The organism is Bradyrhizobium sp. SZCCT0231 (genome assembly GCF_018130245.1).
Lineage (GTDB): Bacteria > Pseudomonadota > Alphaproteobacteria > Rhizobiales > Xanthobacteraceae > Bradyrhizobium > Bradyrhizobium japonicum_F.
This window is the reverse complement of record NZ_JAFCKP010000016.1, coordinates 27,317-52,500: the sequence shown is the minus strand read 5'-3', so window position 1 is coordinate 52,500 and position 25,184 is coordinate 27,317. Positions and strand designations below refer to the sequence as shown.

The following is a 25,184-nucleotide window of genomic DNA, read 5'->3' as shown; positions in this document are numbered from 1 at the left end:
AACTTCCGACCTCACGCTTATCAAGCGCGCGCTCTAACCAACTGAGCTACAAGCCCCTAACGCACATCCCGTTAAGGACCCCGGATCCTGCCGTTGCAGGCCCAGCGCGTGTTCGTCCGCGAAGAAAGAGAAACGAAGACGGCGAAATCCCGCCAATGCAGCTCAACGATCTGGCGATCTGTTGGCCACTGATGTTTCTAAAACGATCCGATAGTGAGCGTGAGCTCGCTGAAGGATCATCCTTAGAAAGGAGGTGATCCAGCCGCAGGTTCCCCTACGGCTACCTTGTTACGACTTCACCCCAGTCGCTGACCCTACCGTGGCCGGCTGCCTCCCTTGCGGGTTAGCGCACCGTCTTCAGGTAAAACCAACTCCCATGGTGTGACGGGCGGTGTGTACAAGGCCCGGGAACGTATTCACCGTGGCGTGCTGATCCACGATTACTAGCGATTCCAACTTCATGGGCTCGAGTTGCAGAGCCCAATCCGAACTGAGACGGCTTTTTGAGATTTGCGAAGGGTCGCCCCTTAGCATCCCATTGTCACCGCCATTGTAGCACGTGTGTAGCCCAGCCCGTAAGGGCCATGAGGACTTGACGTCATCCCCACCTTCCTCGCGGCTTATCACCGGCAGTCTCCTTAGAGTGCTCAACTAAATGGTAGCAACTAAGGACGGGGGTTGCGCTCGTTGCGGGACTTAACCCAACATCTCACGACACGAGCTGACGACAGCCATGCAGCACCTGTGCTCCAGGCTCCGAAGAGAAGGTCACATCTCTGCGACCGGTCCTGGACATGTCAAGGGCTGGTAAGGTTCTGCGCGTTGCGTCGAATTAAACCACATGCTCCACCGCTTGTGCGGGCCCCCGTCAATTCCTTTGAGTTTTAATCTTGCGACCGTACTCCCCAGGCGGAATGCTTAAAGCGTTAGCTGCGCCACTAGTGAGTAAACCCACTAACGGCTGGCATTCATCGTTTACGGCGTGGACTACCAGGGTATCTAATCCTGTTTGCTCCCCACGCTTTCGTGCCTCAGCGTCAGTACCGGGCCAGTGAGCCGCCTTCGCCACTGGTGTTCTTGCGAATATCTACGAATTTCACCTCTACACTCGCAGTTCCACTCACCTCTCCCGGACTCAAGATCTTCAGTATCAAAGGCAGTTCTGGAGTTGAGCTCCAGGATTTCACCCCTGACTTAAAGACCCGCCTACGCACCCTTTACGCCCAGTGATTCCGAGCAACGCTAGCCCCCTTCGTATTACCGCGGCTGCTGGCACGAAGTTAGCCGGGGCTTATTCTTGCGGTACCGTCATTATCTTCCCGCACAAAAGAGCTTTACAACCCTAGGGCCTTCATCACTCACGCGGCATGGCTGGATCAGGGTTGCCCCCATTGTCCAATATTCCCCACTGCTGCCTCCCGTAGGAGTTTGGGCCGTGTCTCAGTCCCAATGTGGCTGATCATCCTCTCAGACCAGCTACTGATCGTCGCCTTGGTGAGCCATTACCTCACCAACTAGCTAATCAGACGCGGGCCGATCTTTCGGCGATAAATCTTTCCCCGTAAGGGCTTATCCGGTATTAGCACAAGTTTCCCTGTGTTGTTCCGAACCAAAAGGTACGTTCCCACGCGTTACTCACCCGTCTGCCGCTGACGTATTGCTACGCCCGCTCGACTTGCATGTGTTAAGCCTGCCGCCAGCGTTCGCTCTGAGCCAGGATCAAACTCTCAAGTTGGACTTGAACTTTGAACCGGCTGATCACAACGTTTGACGAGGTCCCACCATTTTTCATCGACCGAAGCCGATGAGCTGCCTGCGATTCACATCGCTGGCAACGATGGTGTTTCCTTTAAAACGTGTACCGCCGAAGTCTTTCGTCCGGTCTCGATCAGAAAAGCCGAGGCTTTTCAGAAGCGAGACCCGCAAGGACTCCGCCGTCCACGTTTCTCTTTCTTCATCTTCACTTGTCAAACAGCCCGGGACCGGAGAGGCCCCAACCTTCCGAGGAGGAAGGGTTCCGACAACCTTACCGACGATGAATGACTCCAACCGACTGGTGTCGATTGTTGTGTCACTCAACAAGGTGAGGAGCATCAGTGGCGCGTTCGCTCGCCTTGGTCAGTGACCCGGCGGCGCCGCGCTCAGTGGTTGGGGTTATAGGCCCCGCCTTCCGGGCTGTCAACGCCCATCGTCAACAAATCGTCGCACAGTGGATTGTCGGAAAAAATTACACGATTACAGGCAGTTAGAGCGGCGCGGAGTGAGCGAACCGAGCCTGCTCGAAGAAAAAACTGAAAAAAAGTTTGGGGCCCGGAGGGCTCCGGAGGGCCTCCTGAGGGGCTCCTGAGGCAGCTTGCAGCGCCCCGCCGGGGACGCCCCTCGCGCCGCCCCCTTTGGGAAGTTTTTTCCATATTTGGCGCCGTACTTGAGCCACAATCCCGCGGCGTTCTGATAAGAGACGAGCTTGAATCGCGGGAATGCCTGTGGGGGCTGCCGGCGATTTTCATGGGGTCCGAGGAAGGCGATCTTGCAAATGACGCGACCTTCCTTCGGCATTCGAAAGACATCGAGAGAGCTTTACCCGTCCAGCTGTTCGTAATTTCCGCCGGCCCTGTTCCGGGGCTTTCTGAGCGCGGACGGCCGTACGGCTTGCCTTTTCCGGCGATCCCCCTTCAAGAGGGGACCAGAGACAAGGTTCGAAGCGGAACTTTCTTGGGTCGTTGAGTTGGGGGACTTGGGTTGAACCACAGGACGTCACGCGGCACTTACGGGCGTGAGACCGGGATCATCGATCTCGGCCACGAGCCGCCGCTGTCCGTCGATGGTTCGGAAGCCGCCGTGATCGACCGCCGCCGCGTCTCGGTGCAATGGTTCAGCGGGACAATCTTGACCGGACTCTGCGGCGCAGCCCTGATCGGCGGCGCCGTTTTCGCATCGCTCGACGGCGAAATGACCTTCGCCAAGGTGCCGGAGCGGGTCGAAGGCGCGCTGCGTGGTGCATTCGGCGCCGCCGATCGCGCCGCCACGCTGCACAAGAGCGACCGCCTGCCGCCGCCGAGCGAATCCACGGCCTCGCGCAACGTCATGCGCGTTTCGACGGTCGCCCGCGTCGGCAACCGTGACGTGATGCGGGTGCGTCCGTTCGTCCGGATCGCAGGCAATTTGTCGATGACGACGAGCGATCTGTCGGCGAAGATCCCGCCGTTCAACGCCCAGCGCCTGCTCACCGACGTCGGTTCCGATCCGAAGACGGCATCCGACGATCCCAACAATCCGGAAGCCGTCGAGCCCGACGCGGAAGTGTCCTTCGTCACCAAGGACCTGTCGCCGGTGCTGCCGAAGGCCAAGATTTCCGCGGTGGTGGCGCTCGACGACATCCTGATGCGGGTCCGCGATGCCGCCAACTGGCGCGGCAATGGCGGGGTGCGCTATGCCTCGCTCGCCAATACCACAGCCGACGTCTCCGGCGCGACCGGCCCGTCCGACATCAGAAGCGCCTACGCTCCCGAAGCGTCGTCGTCCGATCCCTATGCCGGTTTCGAGACGCGCGTGGTGCCGGAAAACGTCACGCTGCTGCCCAAGACCAAGGAGCAGATCACCGGCGGCAATCCCAACGGCGAACGCGTCCACATGGTCAAGAAGGGCGACAGCGTCGCCTCGGTGCTGCGCGATCTCGGCGCCAATGCCGACGAGATCAAGGCGATCACCGCAACGCTCGGGCCGCGCGGCCGCGACGGTGGCCTCAAGGAAGGCGAGAAGCTCCGCATCCTGATGGCGCCCGCGAGTCCCGGCGCCCGCCTGCAACCCTACCGCGTCGTCGTCGCCAACGAGACCATGGTCGAGGCGATCGCGGCACTGTCCGACCTCGGCAAATACGTCGCAGTCGACGTCTCCAGCATGAATACCGTCGCCGACACCGCGGCGAGCGCCAGCAGCGACGACGACGACGATGACGACGGCTCCGGCGTGCGGCTCTACCAGAGCATCTACGAGACCGCGATGCGCAACAAGGTGCCGATGCCCGTCATCGAGGACATGATCAAGATCTACTCCTACGACGTCGATTTCCAGCGCAAGGTGCAGCCCGGCGATTCCTTCGACGTGTTCTACGCCGGCGAGGACGAGGGCGTGACGTCGAGCGAGAAGAACGAGGTGCTGTTCGCCTCCCTCACGGTCGGCGGCGAAACCAAGAAATACTATCGCTACCAGAGCCCCGACGACGGCCTCGTCGACTACTACGACGAGACCGGCAAGAGCGCGAAGAAGTTCCTGGTCAGAAAGCCCGTCAACAACGCCATCATGCGCTCCGGCTTCGGCGGCCGCCGCCACCCGATCCTGGGCTACGTGAAGATGCATACCGGCGTCGACTGGTCCACCAGCTACGGCACGCCGATCTTCGCCTCCGGCAACGGCATGATCGAGAAGGCCGGCCCCGAGGGCGGCTACGGCAAGTACATCCGCATCAAGCACGCCAACGGCTACGAGACCGCCTACGGCCACATGTCGGCCTTCGCCAAGGGCATGGAGGTCGGCAAGAAGGTGCGGCAGGGCCAGGTGATCGGCTTCGTCGGCTCCTCCGGCCTGTCGACCGGCCCGCACGTCCACTACGAGATCCTGGTCAATGGCCGCTTCGTCGACCCGATGCGCGTGAAGCTGCCGCGCGGCCGTTCGCTGGAAGGCCCGATGCTGGCAAGCTTCGAGAAGGAGCGCGACCGGCTCGACGGCATGATGAGCGGCCGCGGCGGCGCCATCGCCCGCATGTCGGATGCGACCGGCGGCCCGCTGCAGGTCACCAACCGGTAAATCGGTCGGGCCGACCTCGTGGCGCGGCTGGGCGCCCTCCTCCATCTTCATTCAATTTCGGTGGAACCGCAGGGAACACGCTGGGGAGCGGCCCAGTTGTCATTGCATGAGGGGGCGGAGTTCACGGAGGAATGTCATGGACAACTGGACGAACGCAAAATGGTGCGACGTCGCGAACCTGATCCTCGGCGCATTCCTGTTCTTCTCGCCCTGGATTCTCGGTTTCGATGCCGGACCGGCCTCTCAGAACGCGTATGTCGCGGGGCTCGTGATTGCGATCCTGGCCGTCGCAGCGCTCGCAGCCTTCGCGGTGTGGGAAGAGTGGCTCAACCTGATCGTCGGCCTGTGGACGCTCATTGCGCCTTGGGTGCTCGGGTTCCAGGGCGCCACGACGGCAATGACCGTTCACGTCGTGGTCGGCATTCTGGTCGCCGTGCTTGCTGCGGTCGAGATCTGGATGATGTCCCAGAACCCGCCGCGGCTGACGACGGGCCGGTAGCAGGCAAAGCCCGCCCGCACCAATTTGGCGGGGCCATCATATCGACGAGGTGCCGCAAGGCTTGCCGGCACAACGTCAAGTTTCGTTTGCCAAAGCCGCATGACGGGCAAATACTTTCCGAAAAATCGGGAGGTCACGTCATGGGCAACAGGCTCGCCTGCGCAGCCGCCGTCGCTGCGATGTTCGCCGTCACGAACGCATCGGCAGAGACCTGGGAGGTGACGCGACTGGTCCCCGGCTCGGCATTCCATGGCGTGCACGGGCTCGGTATCGACAAGGCCGGCCATCTGTTTGCCGGCAGCGTGGCGGGCGCGGCGCTCTATGAGGTCGACATTGCGGGCGGTAGCGCCAAGGTTGCAATTCCCGCGCCGGTCGGAATGGCCGACGACATCGCATTTGCGCCCGACGGCACCATGGCCTGGACCGGATTCCTCGCTGGCGACCTCTATGCGCGCAAGGGCGACGGCCCGATCAAGAAGCTTGCAAGCGGCCTTCCCGGCATCAACTCGCTCGCCTTCCGCAAGGACGGCAGGCTCTACGCCACCACCGTCTTCCTCGGCGATGCGCTCTACGAGATCGACGTCGAGGGCGTCAAACCGCCCCGCCAGATCATGGAGAAGATGGGCGGCCTCAACGGCTTCGAGTTCGGTCCCGACGACAAGCTCTATGGTCCGCTCTGGTTCAAGGGCCAGGTCGCAAAGGTCGACGTCGACAAGGCCGAGTTGACCGTCGTTGCCGACGGCTTCAAGGTCCCGGCCGCCGTGAACTTCGATTCCAAGGGCAACCTCTTCGTCGTCGACACCGCGCTCGGCCAGCTCGTCCGGGTCGATCCCAACTCGGGCGCCAAGGCCATGGTCGCGCAACTGAAGCCATCCCTGGACAATCTCGTCATCGACGACAAGGGCCGCATCTACGTCTCCAACATGGCCGACAACGGCATCCAGGAGGTCGACCCCGCGACCGGCCAGGCCAGGCAGATCATCATCGGCAAGCTCGCCCTGCCCGGCGGCATCGGCGTCACCTCGGAGAACGGCAAGGATACGATCCACGTCGCCGACGTGTTCGCCTATCGCACGGTGGACGGGACGACCGGCGAGGTCACCGAGAAGGCGCGCATGCACGCCGCCGGCGTCACGCTCGAATATCCGATGAGCGCGACGGCGAAGGGCAACGACGTGGTCCTGTCGAGCTGGTTCACCGGCACCGTGCAGGTGATCGACGGCAAGACCGGTGCGACGCGCGACATGTTGCACGACTTCAAGACGCCCCATGACGCGGTCGTGCTCGCGGACGGCAGCATCCTGGTGGCCGAGCTCGGCACCAAGTCACTGGTCAAGGTGAGCGGCGAGCATGGCAAGGATCGCACCACGCTGATCGGCGCCCTCGAGGGACCGATGGGCCTCGTCCGCGGGGCCGGCAACGAGGTTTACGTCACCGAGGCCTTTGCCGGCATCGTCTCCAGGATCGACAGCAATGGCGAAAAGACCGTGGTCGCCAAGGAGCTGAACATGCCGGAAGGCATCGCGCGCGGCCGCGACGGCCAGCTGATCGTGGCGGAAGTCGGCGCCAAGCGGCTGATCGAGATCGTGCCGGAAACCGGCAAGGTCACCGAGATCGCCGCCAACCTCCCGATCGGCCTGACAGGCGCGCCGGGCGGTTTGCCGACGCATATCCCCACCGGTGTCGCTGTCGGCGCGACGGGCGTGATCTACTTCAGCTCGGACGTCGAGAATGCGATCTACAAGGTGGTGAAGAAGTAGGAATGGCTTGCACGGGATTGGCCGTGGAACCGGCGCGCCGGTTCCACGGTTAGACGCTGACGGAAGCCGACCAGCAGGAGGATCGCCCATGACGCGCCTCTCACGCGACGATGTCATCAAGGCCGTGGACCGCGCCGACGACGTCACCATTGCCCAGATCATCGGAACCGGCGCGACCGCCGAGGAGCTCGCCGAAGCCCAGGCCTGGCTCGCCAATGACGAGCCGATGATCAACGATTTGCGCCCGCTGGCGCAGGGACGGGTGCGCGAGCTGGTGGATATTTTGTCGGAGCTGGAGGAGGGCGAGGAGGACGGCGTCGAGCCGCGCTCCGCCTCGGCACCCGGGAACTAATTGGCAACGCAGCCGACAAAACAAGACGCCCCGGAGAAGATGACCTCTCCGGGGCGGATTTCATTTCAGGCCTGAGCACTGGCCCTCAGTTCAGCTTCCGCTTCGCCACCGGCGCCTCGAACTGGGCGATCTCCGCGGTCTGCGGCGCCTTGCCGTTGAAGGTCAGCACGTTGCCTTCGGACGAGATCGCGACATTGTCGCCGTCCCTGACGTCGCCGGCCAGGATCATCTCGGCGAGCGGGTCCTGGAGGTGGCGCTGGATCACCCGCTTCAAGGGCCGTGCACCGTAGGCGGGATCCCAGCCCTTGGCAGCAAGCCAGTCGCGCCCAGCGGCATCGAGCGTCAGTACGATCTTGCGATCGGTCAAGAGCTTCTGGAGCCGCGCGAACTGGATCTCGACGATCCGGCCCATCTCGCTCTTCTGCAGGCGGTGGAACAGGATGATCTCGTCGACGCGGTTGAGGAATTCGGGGCGGAAATGCGCCCGCACCATTCCCATCACCTGATCGCGCACCGCCGAGGTGTCCTCGCCCTCCGGCTGGTTCACCAGGAATTCCGAACCGAGATTCGAGGTCATGATGATCAGCGTGTTGCGGAAGTCGACGGTCCGGCCCTGGCCGTCGGTCAGGCGGCCGTCGTCGAGCACCTGCAGCAGGACGTTGAAGACGTCAGGGTGCGCCTTCTCGATCTCGTCGAACAGCACCACCTGGTAGGGCCGGCGCCGCACCGCCTCGGTGAGCGCGCCGCCCTCGTCATAGCCGACATAGCCCGGAGGCGCGCCGATCAGCCGCGAGACCGAGTGCTTCTCCATGTATTCGGACATGTCGAGGCGGACCATCGCGGTCTCGTCGTTGAACAGGTACTCCGCGAGAGCCTTGGTCAGCTCGGTCTTGCCGACGCCGGTGGGGCCCAAGAACATGAACGAGCCGGTGGGGCGGTTTGGGTCCTGCAGGCCTGCGCGCGAGCGGCGCACGGCGGTTGCGACCGCACGCACCGCCTCGGTCTGGCCGACGACCCGCTTGCCGAGCTGCTCCTCCATCTTCAGGAGCTTCTCCTTCTCGCCTTCCAGCATCTTGTCGACGGGCACGCCGGTCCAGCGCGAGACCACTTGCGCGATGTGATTGGCGGTGACCGCCTCCTCCATCATCTCGCCGGAATTCTCCTTGGCCTCGATGTCCGCGAGCTGCTTCTCGAGCTGCGGGATCCGTCCATAGGCCAGCTCGCCGGCCTTCTGGAATTCGCCGCGCCGCTGCGCGTTGGCGAGCTCGACACGGAGGCCGTCGAGCTCGGCCTTCAGCTTCTGGGCGTCGGAGAGCTTGCTCTTCTCCGCGCTCCAGCGCGCCGTCAGCGCCGCAGACTTCTCCTCGAGCTCGGCAAGGTCCTTCTCCAGGGTCTGGAGCCGGGACTTGGAGCCGGGATCGCTCTCCTTCTTCAGCGCCTCCTGCTCGATCTTGAGCCGGATGATCTCGCGGTCGAGCGAATCCAGCTCTTCCGGCTTGGAATCGACCTGCATCTTCAGCCGCGCCGCAGCCTCGTCCATCAGGTCGATCGCCTTGTCGGGCAGGAAGCGGTCGGTGATGTAGCGGTTGGACAGGGTCGCGGACGCCACCAGCGCGGAATCGGTGATCCGCACGCCATGGTGCTGCTCGTACTTGTCCTTCAGGCCGCGCAGGATCGAGATGGTGTCCTCGACCGAGGGCTCGCTGACGAAGATCGGCTGGAAGCGCCGCGCCAGCGCTGCATCCTTCTCGACGTGCTTCTGGTACTCGTCGAGCGTGGTCGCGCCGATGCAGTGCAGCTCGCCGCGGGCGAGCGCGGGCTTGAGCAGGTTGGAGGCGTCCATCGCGCCGTCGCCCTTGCCGGCGCCGATCAGCGTGTGCATCTCGTCGATGAACAGGATGAAGGTGCCCTCGCTTCCGGTCACCTCCTGGAGCACGGCCTTCAGCCGCTCCTCGAACTCGCCACGGTATTTTGCGCCAGCGATCAGCGCGCCCAGGTCGAGCGCGAGCAGCTTCTTGTCCTTCAGGCTCTCCGGCACGTCGCCATTGACGATGCGCAGCGCGAGCCCTTCCGCGATGGCGGTCTTGCCGACGCCGGGCTCGCCGATCAGGACCGGATTGTTCTTGGTCCGGCGCGACAGCACCTGGATGGTGCGGCGGATCTCCTCGTCGCGGCCGATGACCGGGTCGAGCTTGCCATCGCGCGCGGCCTGGGTGAGGTCGCGGGCATATTTCTTCAGCGCATCATAGGCGTTCTCGGCGGTCGCCGAGTCCGCAGTCCGGCCCTTGCGCAGCGCCTCGATCGCCGCGTTGAGGTTTTGCGGAGTGACGCCGCCCTTGGCGAGAATGGCGCCGGCCTCGCTGGTCTTCTCCAGCGTGAGCCCGAGCAGCAGCCGCTCGACGGTGACGAAGCTGTCGCCGGCCTTCTCGCCGGCCTTTTCGGCGGCATCAAAAGTGCGGGCCAGCTCGGGCGCCAGATAGATCTGCCCGGCGCCGCCGCCGGAGACCTTCGGCACCTTGTTGAGGGCGTCCTCGGTCGCCTTCAGGATTGCACGGGAATTGCCGCCAGCGCGGTCGATCAGACCGGCAGCGAGGCCCTCGTTGTCGTCCAGGAGGACTTTCAGGACGTGCAGGGTGGAAAACTGCTGGTGCCCCTCGCGCATCGCGAGCGACTGCGCAGACTGGATGAAGCCCCTGGAGCGTTCGGTATACTTCTCGATGTTCATCTTTTCTGTCCCTCGGCCTGCCCTTGGGGCCCTCTCAGGCACCCCAATACGGCATCTTCATTGGGTTTCCGCTTACCGCATTGAGGTTTCTCAAGCGGCAACGGCCGTCTTTTTGCCGACGTTGCCGCCGGCCCGAGGCAGATGTGGGAAGCGGCTTGCGGATGCGAAAGAGGCGGCATCACAATTTCGTGCGCTCGTGGGCGGGCTTGGCGGTGGCGGACCGAATCCCTTAAGTAGCGGCATGACAGCCAGCCACACCGCCGAGATCACCGGCCTCTACCGCTACCCGATCAAGGGCCTGACGCCGGAACGCCTGTCGCGCGCCCCTTTGCGGGTCGGCCAGACCCTGCCGGCCGACCGCCGCTACGCCATCGAGAACGGCCCGAGCGGGTTCGACCCTGATGCTCCCGAATGGAAGCCGAAAATCCAGTTTCTGATGCTGGCGCGCAATGAGCGGCTGGCTGAGCTCGACAGCCGGTTCGACGACGCCACCAATCTGTTGACCATCCGCAAGGACGGCCAAATCGTCGCCAGCGGCGATCTCGAGACCGCCGCCGGGCGCGCCGCCATCGAGGCCTTTTTCAGCGAGAACTTTCAGCCCGAGTTGAAGGGCCCGCCCAAGGTTCTGTCCGGCCGCGACCACAGCTTCTCCGACGTCGCCCGCAAGGTCGTCTCCATCATCAATATCGACAGCGTCCGCGCCATCGAGGCCATGCTGGGCGGCGCCGCCGTGCATCCCCTGCGCTTCCGCGCCAATCTTTACCTGAAGGGCTGGCCGGCCTGGTCGGAGCTCGATCTCGTCGGCCAGACGCTCGCGATCGGCGAGGCCCGGCTGAAGGTGGTCAAGCGCATCGTCCGCTGCCCGGCCACCAATGTCGATCCAGAAACCGCCAAGCGCGATCTCGAAATACCACCGACGCTCTCGCGCCATCTCGGCCACATGGACTGCGGCATCTATGCCGAGGTGATCGAAGGTGGTGACGTCGGCGTCGGCGATGCGGTCGCGGTGGAAGAGCCGAGATTGGTGTGAGCCCTCTCTCGTCGTCCCGGACAAGCGCGCTCCTCAAGCGCGCGCCGATCCGGGACCCATAGCCACAGGGAGTGGTTTGGCGAAGACTCGTGGTCACCGGCTCGCGCGAAGGCACGCGCCTGTGGTTATGGGTCCCGGATCTGCGCTGACGCTTGTCCGGGACGACAACCTCACATGACGCGAGGGTCCACCCGCCCCACGCACCGTCACCTCAGTTCGGCATCACATAGGCATAGATCCGGCCGCGCGAGACCGGGGCTTCGCGGACGCGGTTGCCGTTGTTTCCGGAGATCATGATCGGATTGCCCTGCGCGTCGATGCCGGTGACGATGCCGACATGGCCGCCGCGGCGGCCGCGCGACATCACCGCGATGGCCCCGACCTGCGGACCGGAGATGCGCGTGCCGTAACGTGCGAACGAGCTCGCCATGTCCGAGCCGGTGCCACGATGGCCGGTGTGCTCGAGCACCATGTTCATGAAGCGCGCGCACCACAGGCTGCCGCGCCCGGTCGGATTGCCACCGAGATGGCGGCGCGCCTCGGACACGAGGCCCGATCCGCCGCCGAAGCCGCCGCTCATGCCCGCACCGCCGCTGTCGGCGTTCGGATTGTAGCTGGCCTGGGTGTCGGCGAAACCGCTCGCCTGCAATTGCGCCGCGCTGCGCTCGAAGCGCGAGCTGCGTGCATGATGGCGGTGGTGATGATGCCTGGCGTGGTGCACGTGAGTGTGCCGCTCTGCGCTATGACGATGATGCGGCCGGGCCGAGGCCGGAGAAACGAACGCGGCGACCGCCGCGAAGAAGAGCGCCAGCGCGACAACACAACGCGACAGGCGATACGCAAACAACTCAACCATTCTTCATCCTTCGTTACACCCCCACTTCCCATCGGCCCGGTGCGGTGGCCGACATCCGCCGGGGCGTAAAGCTTCCGGATGTGGCGAGAAAAAGACGCCACGCCGGCGAATGGCTGCGATGATTTTGTATCGGGACTGGCCTGAGGCTGCCGCATTGCGGACAACTGCGTTAACTGCAATCCTGCAAACACGGCTTGAAGAGAGGGAAATAGTTAATGCCCCACGCCACGACCAGGGACGACGTTCGCATCTATTTCGAAGAGGCGGGTCAGGGAACGCCGATAGTTTTTCTGCACGAGTTCGCGGCCGACTACACCAATTGGGAGCCGCAGATGCGCTACTTCTCGCGCGGCCACCGCTGCATCACCTATTCGGCGCGCGGCTACACGCCGTCGGACGTGCCTGACGGCGAGGTCTACACCCACACGCATTTCTACACCGATGCGCTTGCGGTGCTCGATCATCTCGGCATCGATCGCGCGCATCTCGTCGGGCTGTCGATGGGCGCGTATTCATCGCTTCAGATCGGATTGAACGCGCCGCAGCGCGCACTGTCGATGACGCTCGCCGGCGTCGGCTCCGGCGCGGAGATCGAAAATCTCGAGAATTGGCGCCAGCAGTGCCGCGCCAATGCCGAGCAGTTCGAGACGCTGGGCTCCGCCGAGGTCGCGAAGGTCACGCGCGAGGCACCGAGCCGGATTCCCTTCCTGGTGAAGGACCCGCGCGGGCACGCCGATTTCTATGCCGCGCTGGCGCGGCACGATGCCAAGGGTTCGGCACGCACGATGCGCGGCTTCCAGGGCGGCCGCCCCTCGATCTACACGATGACGGATGCGATCGCGAAGGTGACAACACCCGCACTGATCATCTGCGGCGACGAGGACGATCCCTGCATCGGGCCAAGCCTGTTCCTGAAGAAGCATCTGCCGGCCGCAGGGCTCGCGATGTTTCCGAAGTCGGGCCACGTGCTCAATCTCGAGGAGCCCGCGCTGTTCAACGAGAGCGTGGAGCGGTTCGTGACGCTGGTGGAAGCGGGACGCTGGCCGGTGTGCGACCCGCGGTCGCTGGCTCCACACTAGCTAGCTGTCATTCCGGGATGCGCCGAAGGCGCAGGCCCGGAATCCATCGGGCGGCAGGCACTGTTGCACGATGGATTCCGGGCTCGATGCTTCGCATCGCCCCGGAATGACGGAGAGATTATTTCCGCCCGCCCCTGCTCAGCAAAAACACCGCCTGCTCGCCGAACATGTTCCACACCCACCAGGGCAGGTTCAGCGGCACGGGGCGGCCGTAGAGATCGAGCGCGACCGAGCGCTCCATCTTGACGTTGATCTCGTCGCAGAGCTGCACGAAGTCCTTGATGGTGCAGAAATGGATGTTGGCGGTGTCGTACCAGGTCGCCGGCAGATTCTCCGTGCGCGGCATGTGGCCGCCGATCAGGAGCTGGAGCCGCATCTTCCAGAACCCGAAATTCGGGAACGAGACGATGGCCCGGCGGCCGATGCGCAGCAGGTTCTCCAGCACGACCTTCGGCTGCCGCGTCGCCTGCAGCGTCTGCGACAGGATCACGTAGTCGAAGGCGTCGTCGGGATAGTTGACGAGATCGGTGTCGGCATCGCCCTGCACCACCGCAAGCCCCTTGGCGACGCAGCGGTTGACGCCCTCGCGCGACAGCTCGATGCCGCGGCCGTCGATGCCGCGGGTCTCCAGCAGCTGAAGCAGATCACCCTCGCCGCAGCCGACGTCGAGCACTTTGGAGCCCGGCTTGACCATCTCGGCGACCAGCAGGTGATCGGCGCGAAACTGGCCGGACGGGGCGGCCGCAACGCCGTTCAAGGGCAGCACTTCCTGGACGGACATCGCTAGCGGTCCTTGGGGGTGAGACCGCGTGCCTTGCCTGCCGATTGCAGGAAGGCGCGGGAGATGTCGAAGAATTCGGGCACGTCGAGCAGGAAGGCGTCGTGGCCGCGATCGGTCTCGATCTCGGCAAACGACACCCGGGCGCTCGAGGCGTTCAGCGCGTGCACCAGCGCGCGCGATTCCGAGGTCGGAAACAGCCAGTCGCTGGTGAAGGAGACCACGCAGAAGCGGGTCTTGATGCCCGCAAACGCCTTCGCCAGCACGCCGCCATGGTCGGCGGCGATGTCGAAATAGTCCATCGCGCGGGTCAGATAGAGATATGAGTTGGCGTCGAAGCGCTCGACGAAGGACGAGCCCTGGTAACGCAGGTAGCTTTCGACCTGGAAGTCGGCGTCGAACGAGAAGGTCGGCAGCTCGCGATCCTGCATGCGCCGGCCGAACTTGCGATGCAGCGCGGCGTCGGAGAGATAGGTGATGTGCGCCGCCATCCGCGCCACCGCGAGCCCGCGATGCGGATGGATGCCGCGGTCGGCATAGCCGCCGCCGTGCCAGTCGGGGTCGGCCATCACGGCCTGGCGGCCGAGCTCGTGGAAGGCGATGTTCTGCGCCGAGTGCCGCGTCGCGCAGGCAATCGCCAGCGCGGAGAACACGCGGGCAGGATAGGCCGCGGTCCATTGCAGCACCTGCATGCCGCCCATCGAGCCGCCGACGACGGCAAACAGCGTGTCGATGCCGAGCCGGTCGATCAGCATCGCCTGCGCGCGCACCATGTCGGGGATGGTGATGACAGGGAAATCCAGGCCCCAGACCTTGCCGGTGGCGGGATTGATCGACGCCGGCCCGGTCGAGCCCATGCAGCCGCCGATCACGTTGGAGCAGATGACGAAGTAGTGCTTGGGATCGATGGGCCGGCCGGGGCCGACCAGCGTCTCCCACCAGCCGGGCTTGCCGGTGACGGGATGCACATTGGCGACATGCTGATCGCCGGTCAGCGCATGGCAGATCAGCACCGCGTTGGAGCGATCGGCGTTGAGCTCGCCATAGGTCTGGTAGGCGATCTGGAACGGAGAGAGATCGACGCCGCAATCGAGCCGCAGCGGCTGCTCTGTGCCGAAATGCATAACCTGCGAGCTTGGACGATCCACCTCGTGCGACCGTTCATCGGCGCTGATCGCAGGACTCGGTATCGACTTGACGCTACCCATCTCTGACATCGACCTCGTTTGCGACCGGCTGCTGGACCGCGCCGCTGACATCAGGCCATGAAAAACCCGGCCTGAACGATAGGTTCGGCCGGGATCGGAAGCGTCCCCGGCCTGTTTAGCGAGTTTTTTAACGTGGCTGCAAGCCGGCCGGCTCAAATGACCACGGAACGGGCAAAAAGCTACCGTCTTGGGCGGTTTTCGTCAAGTCGCGGCTCGGGTCGACCAGATTCGTCTCCGCCTCATCGGCTAAAAAGGCCGTCATTTCTCTTTGCTTTCGCCGCCCCGACTGCCTAATCAGGACATCCCCCTCGAAACCATCGCAGCCAGATATGTCCCAACGTCCGCCCGCGCCACCATCGCTCCAGGAACTGCGCAAGGAGATCGACGCGATCGACGAGGGCATGCATCGCCTGCTGATGCAGCGCGGCGACATCATCGACCGCCTGATCCAGGTGAAGCAGACCCAGGAGGTCGGCTCGGCATTTCGGCCTGCGCGCGAGGCCGACATGATGCGCCACCTCGTGCAGCGTCATCGCGGCATCCTGCCGCTCGACACCGTCGAGAGCATCTGGCGCGTCATCATCTCGACGTTCACTTATGTGCAGGCGCCGTTCTCAGTGCATGCCGACATCTCGGTGAGCGAGCCGGCGATGCGTGATTCCGCGCGCTTCCATTTCGGCTTCACGGTGCCTTACGTCGCGCATTTCAGCGCACAGGCCGCGGTCGAGGCGGTGGCGAAATCCAAGGGCGACCTGGCGCTGGTCTCGGCGACCTCCAGCCGCACGCCGTGGTGGCTGGAGCTGGAAGCGGAAGGCGCACCGAAGATCATCGCGCGGCTGCCTTTCGTCGAACGCGCCGATCATCCGGCGGCGTTGCCGGTGTTCGCGGTCTCGCGCGTCGCCGACAGCGCTCTGGTGACGGAGGTCGAGACCTTCAGCGTGCGCGTCTCCGGGTGGAACGCCGAGGTCGCGCGCGCCCTGTCGCCGCTCGCCGAGATCGTGGCGGTGCCCGACACCGCCTTCGACGGCGCGGCGCTGCTGGTCTCGGTCACCAGCGCGACCAGCATCGACAAAATCAGGGCTGCCCTGATCGAGGCGGGGGCCTCGGTGCGCTCCACGGCCCTCGTCGGCAGCCACGCAACGCGCTATACGGTGCCCCCGACCGGGCCGAAATCGTAAATCGCGAGCAGCCCAGCCTATCCGGAGTCCAAGATGTCCCGCCCCGTGCCGAATCCCGGCATTCTCGATATTGCGCCCTACACCCCCGGCAAGAGCCCGGTGGCGGAGCCGGGCCGCAAGGTATTCAAGCTCTCGGCCAACGAGACGCCGTTCGGACCCTCGCTCAAGGCGATCGAGGCGTTCAAGCGCGTGGCGGACCATCTGGAGGACTATCCGGAAGGCACCTCGCGGGTGCTGCGCGAGGCGATCGGCCGCTCTTTCGGGCTCGATCCCAACCGCATCATCTGCGGCGCCGGCTCGGACGAGATCCTCAATCTGCTCGCCCACACCTATCTCAGCCACGGCGACGAGGCGATCTCGACCACGCACGGCTTCCTGGTCTACCCGATCGCGACGATGGCGGTCGGCGCCCGGAACGTCGTCGCGCAGGAGACCAACCTCACCGCTGACGTCGACGCCATCCTGAAGGCCGTGACGCCGAAGACGAAGCTGGTCTGGCTCGCCAACCCCAACAACCCGACCGGCACCTATCTGCCGTTCGACGAGGTCAAGCGGCTGCGCGCCGGCCTGCCCTCGCACGTGCTGCTGGTGCTGGATGCCGCCTATTGCGATTACGTCTCGCGCAACGACTACGAGATGGGAATCGAGCTCGTCGCCACCACCGAGAACACGGTGGTGACGCACACCTTCTCCAAGATCCACGGTCTTGCGGCACTGCGCATCGGCTGGATGTTCGGGCCCGAGCACATCATCGACGCGGTCAACCGCATCCGCGGCCCCTTCAACGTGTCGACGCCGGCGATGTATGCCGCGGTCGCCGCGATCGAGGACACCGCGCATCAGGCGATGTCGAAGCAGTTCACCGAGACCTGGCGCAACTGGCTGACCGAGGAGATCGGCAAGCTCGGGCTGAAGGTGACGCCGAGCGTCGCCAATTTCGTGCTGATCCACTTCCCGACCGACAAGGGCAAGACCGCTGATGACGCCGACGCCTTCCTGACCAAGCGGGGCCTCGTGCTGCGCGGCCTAAAGAACTACGGCCTGCCGCATGCGCTGCGCATGACCATCGGCACCGAGGAGGCCAACCGCCTCGTGGTCGAGGCCTTGCGCGACTTCATGGTCGGCAAATGAGCGCGAACCCGCACTTCCAGCGCGTCGCGCTGATCGGCTTCGGCCTGATCGGCGGCTCGATCGCGCGTGCTGCGAAGCTCCAGGGCTTGGCTGGCGAGATCGTCACGACCGCGCGCTCGGAGAAGACGCGCGCGCGGGTTGCCGAGCTCGGCATCGTCGATCAGGTCGTGGCGAGCAATGCGGAGGCGGTGAAGGATGCCGATCTCGTCATCCTCTGCATTCCCGTCGGCGCCTGCGGACCTGTGGCGCAGGAGATCGCTGCGCATCTGAAGCCGGGCGCGATCATCTCCGACGTCGGCTCGGTCAAGGGCGCGGTGGTCCGGGACATGGCCCCGCATCTGCCGCAGGGCATTCATTTCGTGCCGGCGCATCCGGTCGCAGGCACCGAGCATTCGGGCCCGGATTCCGGCTTTGCCGAGCTCTTCATCAACCGCTGGTGCATCCTGACCCCGCCCGATGGCACCGACGCGGCGGCGACCGATCGCCTGCGCGCCTTCTGGGCGGCGATGGGCGCCAAGGTCGAGGTGATGACGCCGGATCATCATGATCTCGTGCTCGCGATCACCAGCCATCTGCCACATCTGATCGCCTACACCATCGTCGGCACCGCCGACGAGCTGGCGCAGGTGACGGAATCCGAGGTGATCAAATTCTCCGCCGGCGGTTTTCGCGATTTCACCCGCATCGCGGCGTCCGATCCGACGATGTGGCGCGACGTCTTCCTCGCCAACAAGGAGGCCGTGCTGGAGATGCTCGGCACCTTCACCGAGGATCTCGCCAAGCTCACCCGCGCGATCCGCCGCGGCGACGGCGATGCGCTGTTCGACCACTTCACCCGCACCCGCGCCATCCGCCGCGGCATCGTCGAGATCGGCCAGGATTCGGCGGCGCCCGACTTCGGCCGCCCGCACGCGGCGCTGAAGAAGCCGTGAGCTTGTAGCCCGGACAAAGCTGCGTAGCCCGGATGGAGCGCAAGCGTCATCCGGGCCAGTGCCAACTGTGATCAAGAACCCCGGATTGCGCTCCGCTCCATCCGGGCTACGGGAGCCAACTAATACAGCGGCGGAATCTGGCCGACCTTGACCGGGCCGAGCAGCACGGCGCCGTCGACGAATTTCAGCGGGAAGCTTCTCGCCTTCTTGCCTTCCAGCGTGCTCTCGGTGCCGATCGAATTGATACCGGCGGCGACGCCCGCGTTGGCGTTCTGCTTGATGACCTTGCCGAGGCCGGGCACGGCGCGGTCGAGCGCGCCGAACAAATTGTTGAGGTCCTGCGACTTCACGCCGGGCGCGACGCGGTCGAGCGTTGCCTGCGGCACGCCCTCCTCCAGCATCTTCTCGATGCCGAGCGCCGGGATCACGCGCTCGAGGCCGGTCACCGTCATCTGCAATTCGCCGTCAAGTCGGCCATTGGCCGAGAGGCCGAGCGTGCCGGCCGCAACCGCGATCATCTCGCCCTGCTGGATCCGCGACTGAACGATCTCGATATGACCGCCGGCAGCCTGGATCTCGCGGAAGCGCTGCGGCCAAGGCTTTGGCGTGAGGTCGGAGAGGCCGGTGACCTTGGCGCGGGTGTCCGCCTCGAACGGCTCGGCGAGCAGCGGATGCACGCCCTGGATGCTGCCTTGCGCGACATGGAGCACGGTCTCGATCACGGGATGATCGGCCGGCGATCCGTCGGCGAGGCGGCCGTGCAGCTCGACCTGCTTGGCGCGCGCAAGCGGCACCTGCACGCTGCCGTCGAGCCGGTTGAGGCTGGGATCGTCGAACACGATGGAGGCACGGTCCGGCACGGCCGGCAGGCCGGCCACGCTGGCGCGGCCCTTGCTCCAATTCACGGCGAAGGTGTTTTGCGTGACGCCGTCGATCAGCGTCGCAGGCGCGGAGAATTCGGCGATGACGCGCTTGGGATCGTAGACCTGGGCCACGACCAGGATGTTGTCGAGCTTCGCCGTGAACGGCGTCTTGCTCGCGTTCTGCGAGACCAGGGCGACGCTGGCGCCGGAGCACTGGACCTCGAAGCGGAACGGGAAGCCCGCGATCGAGCGCTTGGCGCAATCGTAAATGCGGCCGGACTTGGCCTCCTGTGCGCGCCAGGCGTCGGCGGCGATTTCGGCCTGCGACGCCGCATAGAACCAGAAGCAGCTCCACGCGACGGCGAGGATCAAAACGAAAACGGGTGCGATGAAAAGGCCCCAACGGGAGCGGCGGCCTGCGGCAACGGTCATATTGGACATGCGGCACCCTTTGATCCCAGATTCAGGCAAATGTAAGCGAGGCCCGCCTGCGACAAAAGGCGGAGAAATCGCTTCGCTTGGCGGTACAGTTCTGGTAGCCGTGCCCGAAATGTCGGAAATCACCCTCCCCTCCGTCACCACTGCCACGGACGACCTCTGGGTGTTCGGCTACGGCTCGCTGATGTGGCGGCCGGGCTTCGAATTCGAGGAGCGCGTCCCGGCGCGGCTGGTCGGCGAGCATCGCGCGCTCTGCGTCTATTCCTTCGTGCACCGCGGCACGCCGGAGAAGCCGGGCCTGGTGCTCGGCCTCGACCGCGGCGGCGCCTGCCGCGGCATCGCCTTCCGCGTCGCTGAAAAGAACCGCACCGAGGTCGTCGCCTATTTGCGGGAACGCGAGCAGGTCACCTCGGTCTATCGCGAGGTGATGCGCTCGGTCTGGCTGGAGAACGATGCGCGCCAGCGCGTCTCCGCACTCGCCTACGTCGTCGACCGCGGCCATGTGCAATATGCCGGCCGGCTGTCGCTCGCCGAGCAGCATCGCCATGTCATCCAGGGCCACGGTCAGTCCGGCGCCAACCGCGACTACGTCACCGCGACGGTGAAGGCGATCGAGGCCGAAGGCTTTCGCGATACGCAGCTGCATCAGCTCGCATTGATGCTGCATGGTGATGCGCATTCCCTGCACGCGGCGGGTCGGGACGAAGACCGCGAAAGCCGCTAGCCAGTCGGCGCGTAGCTCGGTGCGGAGCCGATCAACTGCTCCTGCTCTTTCCGCCCCACTTCTACGAGACGACCGGTCGCGTCCTCGATCGCCGCCTGCACGCGTGCGAGAAACTCGTCCTTCGGCAAACCCGGCGGCAACGGTTCGAGAAACTCCACCACCAGCGTGCCGGGATAGCGCATGAAGGTGCGGCGCGGCCAGAACAGGCCGGAGTTGAGCGCGATCGGCAGGCACGGCACGCCGCAGGACGAATAGATCTGCGCAAAGCCGGTCTTGTAGTCGGGCGGCGCGCCCGGCGCACGGCGCGTGCCTTCCGGAAAGATCACGAGCTGGCGGCCGCCGCGCACCGCCTCCCGCGCCCGCCGCGTCATGTCCAGAAGCGCCTTCACGCCGGCGTTGCGGTCGATCGCAATCATCCCGGTCTTGACCAGGAATTGGCCGAACACCGGGATCTGCATCAGCTGGCGCTTGAGGATGAAGATCGGCCGGTTGAAGAAACCCGGCAGCACGAACGTCTCCCAGAACGACTGATGCTTGGCCACGATCAGCAGCGGTCCTTTCGGGATGTTCTCGACACCGCGGAACTCCACCTTGATGTTGCAGATCACGCGCATCAGGACCAGCGTGGCCTTGGCCCACCATTGCGCCACCGTCAGCATGGCGCGCGGCGGCAACGCGAAGGTCGGCAGCGCCGCGATCGCAAGGCACACCAGCACGGCGTAGAACAGCACGTTGAACACGAGCGAGCGCAGGAAAATCAAGAACATCGATGGTCCGATCAATTGGCCTGTGCGGTGGCGGGCCGCCTCGGTTGCCGACCTGCAGGCTGCTCCGACATCTCGGGCGAAAGGTCAATCCCGAAATCCTCTAGCCGGACCCTGAGCTCGGCCGCGATGTACTTGACATATTCCGACAGGAGCAGCCGCAGCGTCGAGCCTGAGGTCCACCACGGCTCCTCGCGCCATTTGTCGCCGACCACCGCGAACGGGATAAGCGTCGTCTGTGGCATCGCATGCGAGAATTCCACCAGCGCGCGCGGCATGTGATAGTTCGAGGTCACCACGATCAGCGACTTGAACCGGCGCCCCTCGGCCCAGCGCCGCGCCTCGGCCGCGTTGCCGCGGGTCGAGAGCGCGGTGCGGTCGAGATCGACGCAACAGGTCATGAAGGACTGGCTCTCCGGCACGGTCCGGGAGATGTCGCTCGCCGTCGAAGTCGGATGCACGCCGGAGATCAGGAGCCGCCTGCCGTAACCGGCAGCGAGCAGCTCCATGGCGTCCGATACCCGCGAGGAGCCGCCGGTCAGCACCACGATGCCGTCCGCCTTGCGGTCCGGCACCATCTCGGCGCCGCGCAATTGCGACAGGAACGCAATGAAGCCGGCCGCCGCGCCGACGAAGGCAAGCGCGATCGTCGACACGATTGTCGCGCGCAGCCAGCCGCGCGGCAGTTTCGGCGATCGATCGTCGGTCGGCGAGGTCATGCGATGTCGGTGATCCCTTCCCTGAGTGATTTTATGACGTTTTGAGGCGAAGTGGAGTCCTGCGAATGTGAAGAACACTCCGGCTGCGAACTCGGTCACCTTCTCCCACAAGGGGAGAAGGAAGAAAGAAACTCAATCAACATCATTCAAGGTCGCGAACAGCGTCTGGCGTGAGGCCACCGCGGTGATGCCGCCGATCAGCACGGCCTGGACCGCGAGCACGATGTAGCCGGATGGCCGCAACGAGAAGGTGCCGAGCAGCGCGGCGAACTGATCGCCGACGGGGGTCCCGGAAAACCAGCCTGCGATGGACTCGGAGAAGCCGAACACCAGCATGGCGGCGCCGCCGCCGATCACGCCGCCCTCCAGGCCCAGCCTGAGGAAATGACGCAGGAAACGGTTGGCGATGTAGCGGTCGCCGGCGCCGACGAAATGCAGGACCTCGACGATCGGACGGTTCGCCGCCATGGCACCGCGGGTCGCGAACGAAACCGAGATGATGGTTGCGACGATGACGAGCGCGAGGATGCCGAGGCCGGCAAGCACGGTGGCGTTCGTCATCAAGCGCATGCGCTCGATCCAGGCGCGGTGATCGTCGACGCTGGCGCCCGGCGCGACCTGCGTCACGCGCGCGCGCAAGGCACCGAGATCGAGCGGCGTGCCCGGCTGCACGCGCGCAATGATCATGCGCGGCACCGGCAGATCGTCCATCGACAGGCCGGTGCCGAGCCAAGGCTCGAGCAGCTTGCCGCTCTCCTCCCTGGTGAACGGCTTGACCTCGACGATACCGGCTTGCGCCCGCATCGCCTCGGTCACGGCTGCGGTGTCGCGCTCGAGATCGCGGCCGGCCTGCGGACGAACCTGGATGGTGATCTCACTCGCGACATCCGACTGCCATTCGGCGGCGGAGGCACTGACCAGCAGCACGGTGCCCGTGGCCATCGAGGCGAGGAAGGTCATGATGGCGACGACGGCGACCAGCGCTCTGCCGTGGATCGAGGCGCGCGGCACGATCGGCGACATGTTGCGCGCCTTGGCCGGAAGCTGCGGACGCTCCTGTCCGAGGTCGATCAGCACGCCGCGCTCGTCTGTCCTACTCATAGACGTGCAGCCGTCCCTGGTGCAGCACAAGCCGCCGTGCTTCGTACTGATCCATCAGGCCGATGTCGTGCGTGGCGATGATGACGGCGGTGCCTGATTTGTTGAGCTCGATGAAGAGCCGCAGCAGGCGGCGGCCGAGCGTCGGATCGACGCTGCCGGTCGGCTCGTCCGCGAGCAGCAGCTGCGGCCGCGAGATCACGGCGCGCGCGATCGCCGCGCGCTGCTTCTCGCCGCCCGACAGGATCGGCGGCAGCGCGTCCATGCGATCGCCGAGGCCGACCCAGCGCAACAGGTCGATGACTTCCTTGCGGTAGCTCGACTCGCTGCGGCCCATGACCCGGAACGGCAGCGCGACGTTCTCATAGGTCGTCATGTGGTCGAGCAGGCGGAAATCCTGCAGCACGATGCCGATGCGCTTGCGCAGGTCCGCGATCTCGTCCTTGCCGAGCTGCGAGACGTCGTGGCCGAACAGATTGACGAGGCCCCGCGTCGGCCGATGCGACAGGAACAACAGGCGCAGCAGGGAGGTCTTGCCGGCACCGGACGGTCCGGTGAGAAACTGGAAGGAATGCGCCGGGATCTGGAAGCTGAGATCGCGCAGGATCTCCGGCCCCAGACCGTAACGCAATCCGACATTTTCGAACCGAACCAAGCTCAGCTCCGTTCGAGAGGGGGCGCAGGTCGCACTGCGGCGTTCCGCCATGCGCGATCAGCGGGTTTTGCCGCCGTTATGGTTTCCGGTTCGTTAACGGTCGCCCTGTAGCATAAGGGGCGTCTGGCTCTCCGCGACCGTGGCATCGTCAAGACCAGTCCAAGACCTTCGTTCATGCATCAAGGCTCGTCCATGCATATCGTCTGCCCCCATTGTATGACATCCTACGCCATCAAGCTCGCGAGCCTTGGGGCGAACGGGCGGGCGGTCCGCTGCTCCCGCTGCAAGGAGACCTGGATCGCCCATGCCGAGGATGCCATCGAGGAGGCGTCCGTTCCGGCCCTGGCCGCGGCCAGCCGAGCCCACGACCAGTCCGACCTCGCCGAGCAATGGAACTCCTATGCCAAGGACGACGGCACCGCTGACACGCCTGTCGTCGACAGCCCCTCGATCGCCAGCGACTGGCCGGATGAGGAGGCTCGCGAAACCGAGGACGAATGGTCAGCGGCGGCCCGGCAGGCCGAGGAGGAGGCCGCCGGCGCACAGCACCAGTCCTGGTTCCGTGGCCTGTTCCGCCGTCGCGGCGCGCGGGTGAGCCGCCCGGTCGCCACCGCGGCCCCGCGCAAATCCTATTTTGGCCTGCCGACCGCCTGCGCCGCGATGGGCGCGCTGGTGCTGGCACTGGCGATCTGGCGCGGCGATGTGGTGCGGCTGCTGCCCCAGACGGCAGCGTTCTACAAAATGGTCGGGCTCGACGTGAACCTGCGGGGCCTCGCCTTCAAGGACGTCAAGCTCTCCAGCGAGACCGTCAACGGTAAGCAGGTGCTGGTGATCGAGGGCGTGATCGTGGGCGAGGGCAAGAAGCCGCTCGACATCCCCAGGCTGCGCTTTGCCGTGCGCGACGCCCAAGGCGCGGAGATCTACGCCTGGAATACGGTGCTGGAACAGACCGTGCTGCGGCCCGGCGAGCGCGCCTTCTTCCGCTCGCGCCTTGCCTCGCCGCCGCCGGAGGGCCGCAATATCGACGTTCGTTTCTTCAACCGGCGCGACATTGCCGGCGGCAGCGTATAGTCGATCAGGCTATTATTGGAGCATGATCTCTTCGGAAAACCGCTACGCACTCCTCCGGACCATGCTCGAGGTCGCGCAGGGGAGGTTGGTCCCAAGGTTGGTCTCATGCCGAAAATCCTGATCGCCGACGACGAGGATTCGATGCGCACGCTGGTGGCGCGCGCCATCGCCATGGACGGCCACGAGACCGTCACCGCCCAGGACGGCGCCGAGGCACTGGAGATCCTGACCCGCGAGGACGGTGCCTTCGACCTGTTGCTCACCGACATCCAGATGCCGGTCATGGACGGCATCGCGCTGGCGCTCTTCGCCGCGCGCGATTTCCCTGACCTGACCATCTTGCTGATGACCGGCTTTGCCGACCAGCGCGAGCGCGCCTCGAACCTGAATGCGCTGGTGCATGACGTCGTGACCAAGCCCTTCTCGGTCGCGGACATCCGCACGGCCGTGGCGGATGCGCTGGCAGCGAAGAAGGGTTAGCGTCGTCGACTGCTCATTCCCCTGTCATGCCCCGGCTCGCC

The 25,184-nt window shown here is 65.0% G+C and carries 21 protein-coding genes, 1 tRNA gene, 1 rRNA gene and 1 riboswitch (1 of these 24 cut by a window edge); of the genes, 12 read left to right on the top strand and 11 right to left on the bottom strand.

Annotated features, from left to right (window positions below):
• Nucleotides 1-56 (bottom strand) — tRNA-Ile (locus tag JQ566_RS27755) (it extends 21 nt beyond the left edge of the window).
• A gap of 190 nt (nt 57-246) precedes the next feature.
• Nucleotides 247-1,735 (bottom strand): 16S ribosomal RNA (locus tag JQ566_RS27750).
• Nucleotides 1,736-2,739: 1,004 nt separating this feature from the next.
• Between JQ566_RS27750 and JQ566_RS27745 the strand changes: the two genes are divergently transcribed.
• The 4 genes from JQ566_RS27745 to JQ566_RS27730 all read left to right on the top strand — a co-directional run bounded on the left by JQ566_RS27745 (nt 2,740) and on the right by JQ566_RS27730 (nt 7,414).
• Complete coding sequence (locus tag JQ566_RS27745) at nt 2,740-4,803, top strand: M23 family metallopeptidase (protein WP_212378321.1); 2,064 nt, start codon at nt 2,740-2,742, stop codon at nt 4,801-4,803.
• Nucleotides 4,804-4,939: 136 nt separating this feature from the next.
• A complete protein-coding gene (locus JQ566_RS27740; protein ID WP_212378319.1) occupies nt 4,940-5,302 on the top strand; it encodes an SPW repeat protein in 363 nt (120 codons plus the stop codon).
• A gap of 140 nt (nt 5,303-5,442) precedes the next feature.
• A complete protein-coding gene (locus JQ566_RS27735; protein WP_212378317.1) occupies nt 5,443-7,062 on the top strand; it encodes an NHL repeat-containing protein in 1,620 nt (539 codons plus the stop codon).
• A gap of 88 nt (nt 7,063-7,150) precedes the next feature.
• Nucleotides 7,151-7,414: a hypothetical protein gene (locus JQ566_RS27730; protein ID WP_212378315.1), complete on the top strand. Its 264-nt coding sequence runs from the start codon at nt 7,151-7,153 to the stop codon at nt 7,412-7,414.
• 85 nt (nt 7,415-7,499) lie between these two features.
• On the opposite strand, the gene clpB is transcribed toward JQ566_RS27730, so the two are convergent.
• Entirely contained in the window at nt 7,500-10,139 is a 2,640-nt protein-coding gene (gene clpB, locus JQ566_RS27725; protein WP_212378313.1) for an ATP-dependent chaperone ClpB, read from the bottom strand.
• A 241-nt stretch (nt 10,140-10,380) separates the two neighbouring features.
• On the opposite strand from clpB, the gene JQ566_RS27720 reads away from it, so the two are divergent.
• Nucleotides 10,381-11,169, top strand: a complete 789-nt coding sequence (locus tag JQ566_RS27720; protein WP_212378311.1) for an MOSC domain-containing protein — start codon at nt 10,381-10,383, stop codon at nt 11,167-11,169.
• Nucleotides 11,170-11,380: 211 nt separating this feature from the next.
• Here JQ566_RS27720 and JQ566_RS27715 read toward each other — a convergent pair whose 3' ends face one another.
• Complete coding sequence (locus tag JQ566_RS27715) at nt 11,381-12,025, bottom strand: NlpC/P60 family protein (protein WP_212378309.1); 645 nt, start codon at nt 12,023-12,025, stop codon at nt 11,381-11,383.
• Between the two features lie 215 nt (nt 12,026-12,240).
• On the opposite strand from JQ566_RS27715, the gene JQ566_RS27710 reads away from it, so the two are divergent.
• A complete protein-coding gene (locus JQ566_RS27710) occupies nt 12,241-13,104 on the top strand; it encodes an alpha/beta fold hydrolase (RefSeq protein ID WP_212378307.1) in 864 nt (287 codons plus the stop codon).
• A gap of 118 nt (nt 13,105-13,222) precedes the next feature.
• On the opposite strand, the gene metW is transcribed toward JQ566_RS27710, so the two are convergent.
• Together metW and metX are read right to left on the bottom strand one after the other, a co-directional pair.
• Nucleotides 13,223-13,885 carry a methionine biosynthesis protein MetW gene (gene metW, locus JQ566_RS27705; RefSeq protein ID WP_212378305.1) on the bottom strand — a complete coding sequence of 221 codons (663 nt, stop codon included), beginning with the start codon at nt 13,883-13,885 and terminating at the stop codon, nt 13,223-13,225.
• A 2-nt stretch (nt 13,886-13,887) separates the two neighbouring features.
• Nucleotides 13,888-15,090, bottom strand: coding sequence for a homoserine O-acetyltransferase MetX (gene metX / locus JQ566_RS27700; protein ID WP_212378533.1), 1,203 nt, complete (start codon nt 15,088-15,090; stop codon nt 13,888-13,890).
• A 94-nt stretch (nt 15,091-15,184) separates the two neighbouring features.
• Nucleotides 15,185-15,264: riboswitch (SAM riboswitch) on the bottom strand.
• Nucleotides 15,265-15,419: 155 nt separating this feature from the next.
• Here metX and JQ566_RS27695 point away from each other — a divergent pair.
• The 3 genes from JQ566_RS27695 to JQ566_RS27685 are packed head-to-tail and all read left to right on the top strand — an operon-like array spanning nt 15,420 to nt 18,331.
• Nucleotides 15,420-16,268, top strand: coding sequence for a chorismate mutase (locus JQ566_RS27695; RefSeq protein ID WP_212378303.1), 849 nt, complete (start codon nt 15,420-15,422; stop codon nt 16,266-16,268).
• Between the two features lie 33 nt (nt 16,269-16,301).
• The gene (hisC, locus tag JQ566_RS27690; protein ID WP_212378301.1) at nt 16,302-17,399 is read left to right on the top strand and encodes a histidinol-phosphate transaminase; all 1,098 of its coding nucleotides are present in this window, start codon (nt 16,302-16,304) and stop codon (nt 17,397-17,399) included.
• Nucleotides 17,396-18,331 (top strand): prephenate/arogenate dehydrogenase family protein, encoded by a 936-nt coding sequence (locus tag JQ566_RS27685; RefSeq protein WP_212378299.1) that lies wholly within the window; start codon nt 17,396-17,398, stop codon nt 18,329-18,331. Before hisC ends, JQ566_RS27685 begins: the two co-directional genes overlap by 4 nt.
• A gap of 119 nt (nt 18,332-18,450) precedes the next feature.
• Here JQ566_RS27685 and JQ566_RS27680 read toward each other — a convergent pair whose 3' ends face one another.
• Complete coding sequence (locus JQ566_RS27680) at nt 18,451-19,635, bottom strand: DUF2125 domain-containing protein (RefSeq protein WP_212378297.1); 1,185 nt, start codon at nt 19,633-19,635, stop codon at nt 18,451-18,453.
• 109 nt (nt 19,636-19,744) lie between these two features.
• Between JQ566_RS27680 and JQ566_RS27675 the strand changes: the two genes are divergently transcribed.
• Nucleotides 19,745-20,356: a gamma-glutamylcyclotransferase gene (locus JQ566_RS27675; RefSeq protein ID WP_212378295.1), complete on the top strand. Its 612-nt coding sequence runs from the start codon at nt 19,745-19,747 to the stop codon at nt 20,354-20,356.
• Here the strand turns inward: JQ566_RS27675 and JQ566_RS27670 are convergent.
• The 4 genes from JQ566_RS27670 to ftsE all read right to left on the bottom strand — a co-directional run bounded on the left by JQ566_RS27670 (nt 20,353) and on the right by ftsE (nt 23,592).
• Nucleotides 20,353-21,123: a lysophospholipid acyltransferase family protein gene (locus JQ566_RS27670; protein WP_212378293.1), complete on the bottom strand. Its 771-nt coding sequence runs from the start codon at nt 21,121-21,123 to the stop codon at nt 20,353-20,355. The genes JQ566_RS27675 and JQ566_RS27670 overlap by 4 nt on opposite strands.
• An 11-nt stretch (nt 21,124-21,134) precedes the next feature.
• Nucleotides 21,135-21,839, bottom strand: coding sequence for a YdcF family protein (locus tag JQ566_RS27665; protein WP_212378291.1), 705 nt, complete (start codon nt 21,837-21,839; stop codon nt 21,135-21,137).
• Between the two features lie 132 nt (nt 21,840-21,971).
• Entirely contained in the window at nt 21,972-22,940 is a 969-nt protein-coding gene (locus tag JQ566_RS27660) for a cell division protein FtsX (RefSeq protein WP_212378289.1), read from the bottom strand.
• Nucleotides 22,933-23,592, bottom strand: coding sequence for a cell division ATP-binding protein FtsE (gene ftsE / locus JQ566_RS27655; RefSeq protein ID WP_100232574.1), 660 nt, complete (start codon nt 23,590-23,592; stop codon nt 22,933-22,935). The genes JQ566_RS27660 and ftsE overlap by 8 nt, the downstream gene beginning before the upstream one ends.
• Before the next feature lie 192 nt (nt 23,593-23,784).
• On the opposite strand from ftsE, the gene JQ566_RS27650 reads away from it, so the two are divergent.
• Complete coding sequence (locus JQ566_RS27650; RefSeq protein ID WP_212378287.1) at nt 23,785-24,663, top strand: MJ0042-type zinc finger domain-containing protein; 879 nt, start codon at nt 23,785-23,787, stop codon at nt 24,661-24,663.
• Between the two features lie 105 nt (nt 24,664-24,768).
• Nucleotides 24,769-25,143, top strand: a complete 375-nt coding sequence (locus JQ566_RS27645; protein WP_212378285.1) for a response regulator — start codon at nt 24,769-24,771, stop codon at nt 25,141-25,143.
• The last annotated feature ends 41 nt before the right edge of the window (nt 25,144-25,184 follow it).

Bases quoted from the DNA above. Each gene is read 5' to 3' on its own strand.
- JQ566_RS27740 (WP_212378319.1), top strand. From the start codon at position 4,940: ATGGACAACTGGACGAACGCAAAATGGTGCGACGTCGCGAACCTGATC.
- JQ566_RS27735 (WP_212378317.1), top strand. From the start codon at position 5,443: ATGGGCAACAGGCTCGCCTGCGCAGCCGCCGTCGCTGCGATGTTCGCC.
- JQ566_RS27730 (WP_212378315.1), top strand. From the start codon at position 7,151: ATGACGCGCCTCTCACGCGACGATGTCATCAAGGCCGTGGACCGCGCC.
- clpB (WP_212378313.1), bottom strand. From the start codon at position 10,139: ATGAACATCGAGAAGTATACCGAACGCTCCAGGGGCTTCATCCAGTCT.
- JQ566_RS27720 (WP_212378311.1), top strand. From the start codon at position 10,381: ATGACAGCCAGCCACACCGCCGAGATCACCGGCCTCTACCGCTACCCG.
- JQ566_RS27715 (WP_212378309.1), bottom strand. From the start codon at position 12,025: ATGGTTGAGTTGTTTGCGTATCGCCTGTCGCGTTGTGTTGTCGCGCTG.
- JQ566_RS27710 (WP_212378307.1), top strand. From the start codon at position 12,241: ATGCCCCACGCCACGACCAGGGACGACGTTCGCATCTATTTCGAAGAG.
- metW (WP_212378305.1), bottom strand. From the start codon at position 13,885: ATGTCCGTCCAGGAAGTGCTGCCCTTGAACGGCGTTGCGGCCGCCCCG.
- metX (WP_212378533.1), bottom strand. From the start codon at position 15,090: ATGGGTAGCGTCAAGTCGATACCGAGTCCTGCGATCAGCGCCGATGAA.
- JQ566_RS27695 (WP_212378303.1), top strand. From the start codon at position 15,420: ATGTCCCAACGTCCGCCCGCGCCACCATCGCTCCAGGAACTGCGCAAG.
- hisC (WP_212378301.1), top strand. From the start codon at position 16,302: ATGTCCCGCCCCGTGCCGAATCCCGGCATTCTCGATATTGCGCCCTAC.
- JQ566_RS27685 (WP_212378299.1), top strand. From the start codon at position 17,396: ATGAGCGCGAACCCGCACTTCCAGCGCGTCGCGCTGATCGGCTTCGGC.
- JQ566_RS27680 (WP_212378297.1), bottom strand. From the start codon at position 19,635: ATGTCCAATATGACCGTTGCCGCAGGCCGCCGCTCCCGTTGGGGCCTT.
- JQ566_RS27675 (WP_212378295.1), top strand. From the start codon at position 19,745: ATGTCGGAAATCACCCTCCCCTCCGTCACCACTGCCACGGACGACCTC.
- JQ566_RS27670 (WP_212378293.1), bottom strand. From the start codon at position 21,123: ATGTTCTTGATTTTCCTGCGCTCGCTCGTGTTCAACGTGCTGTTCTAC.
- JQ566_RS27665 (WP_212378291.1), bottom strand. From the start codon at position 21,839: ATGACCTCGCCGACCGACGATCGATCGCCGAAACTGCCGCGCGGCTGG.
- JQ566_RS27660 (WP_212378289.1), bottom strand. From the start codon at position 22,940: ATGAGTAGGACAGACGAGCGCGGCGTGCTGATCGACCTCGGACAGGAG.
- JQ566_RS27650 (WP_212378287.1), top strand. From the start codon at position 23,785: ATGCATATCGTCTGCCCCCATTGTATGACATCCTACGCCATCAAGCTC.
- JQ566_RS27645 (WP_212378285.1), top strand. From the start codon at position 24,769: ATGCCGAAAATCCTGATCGCCGACGACGAGGATTCGATGCGCACGCTG.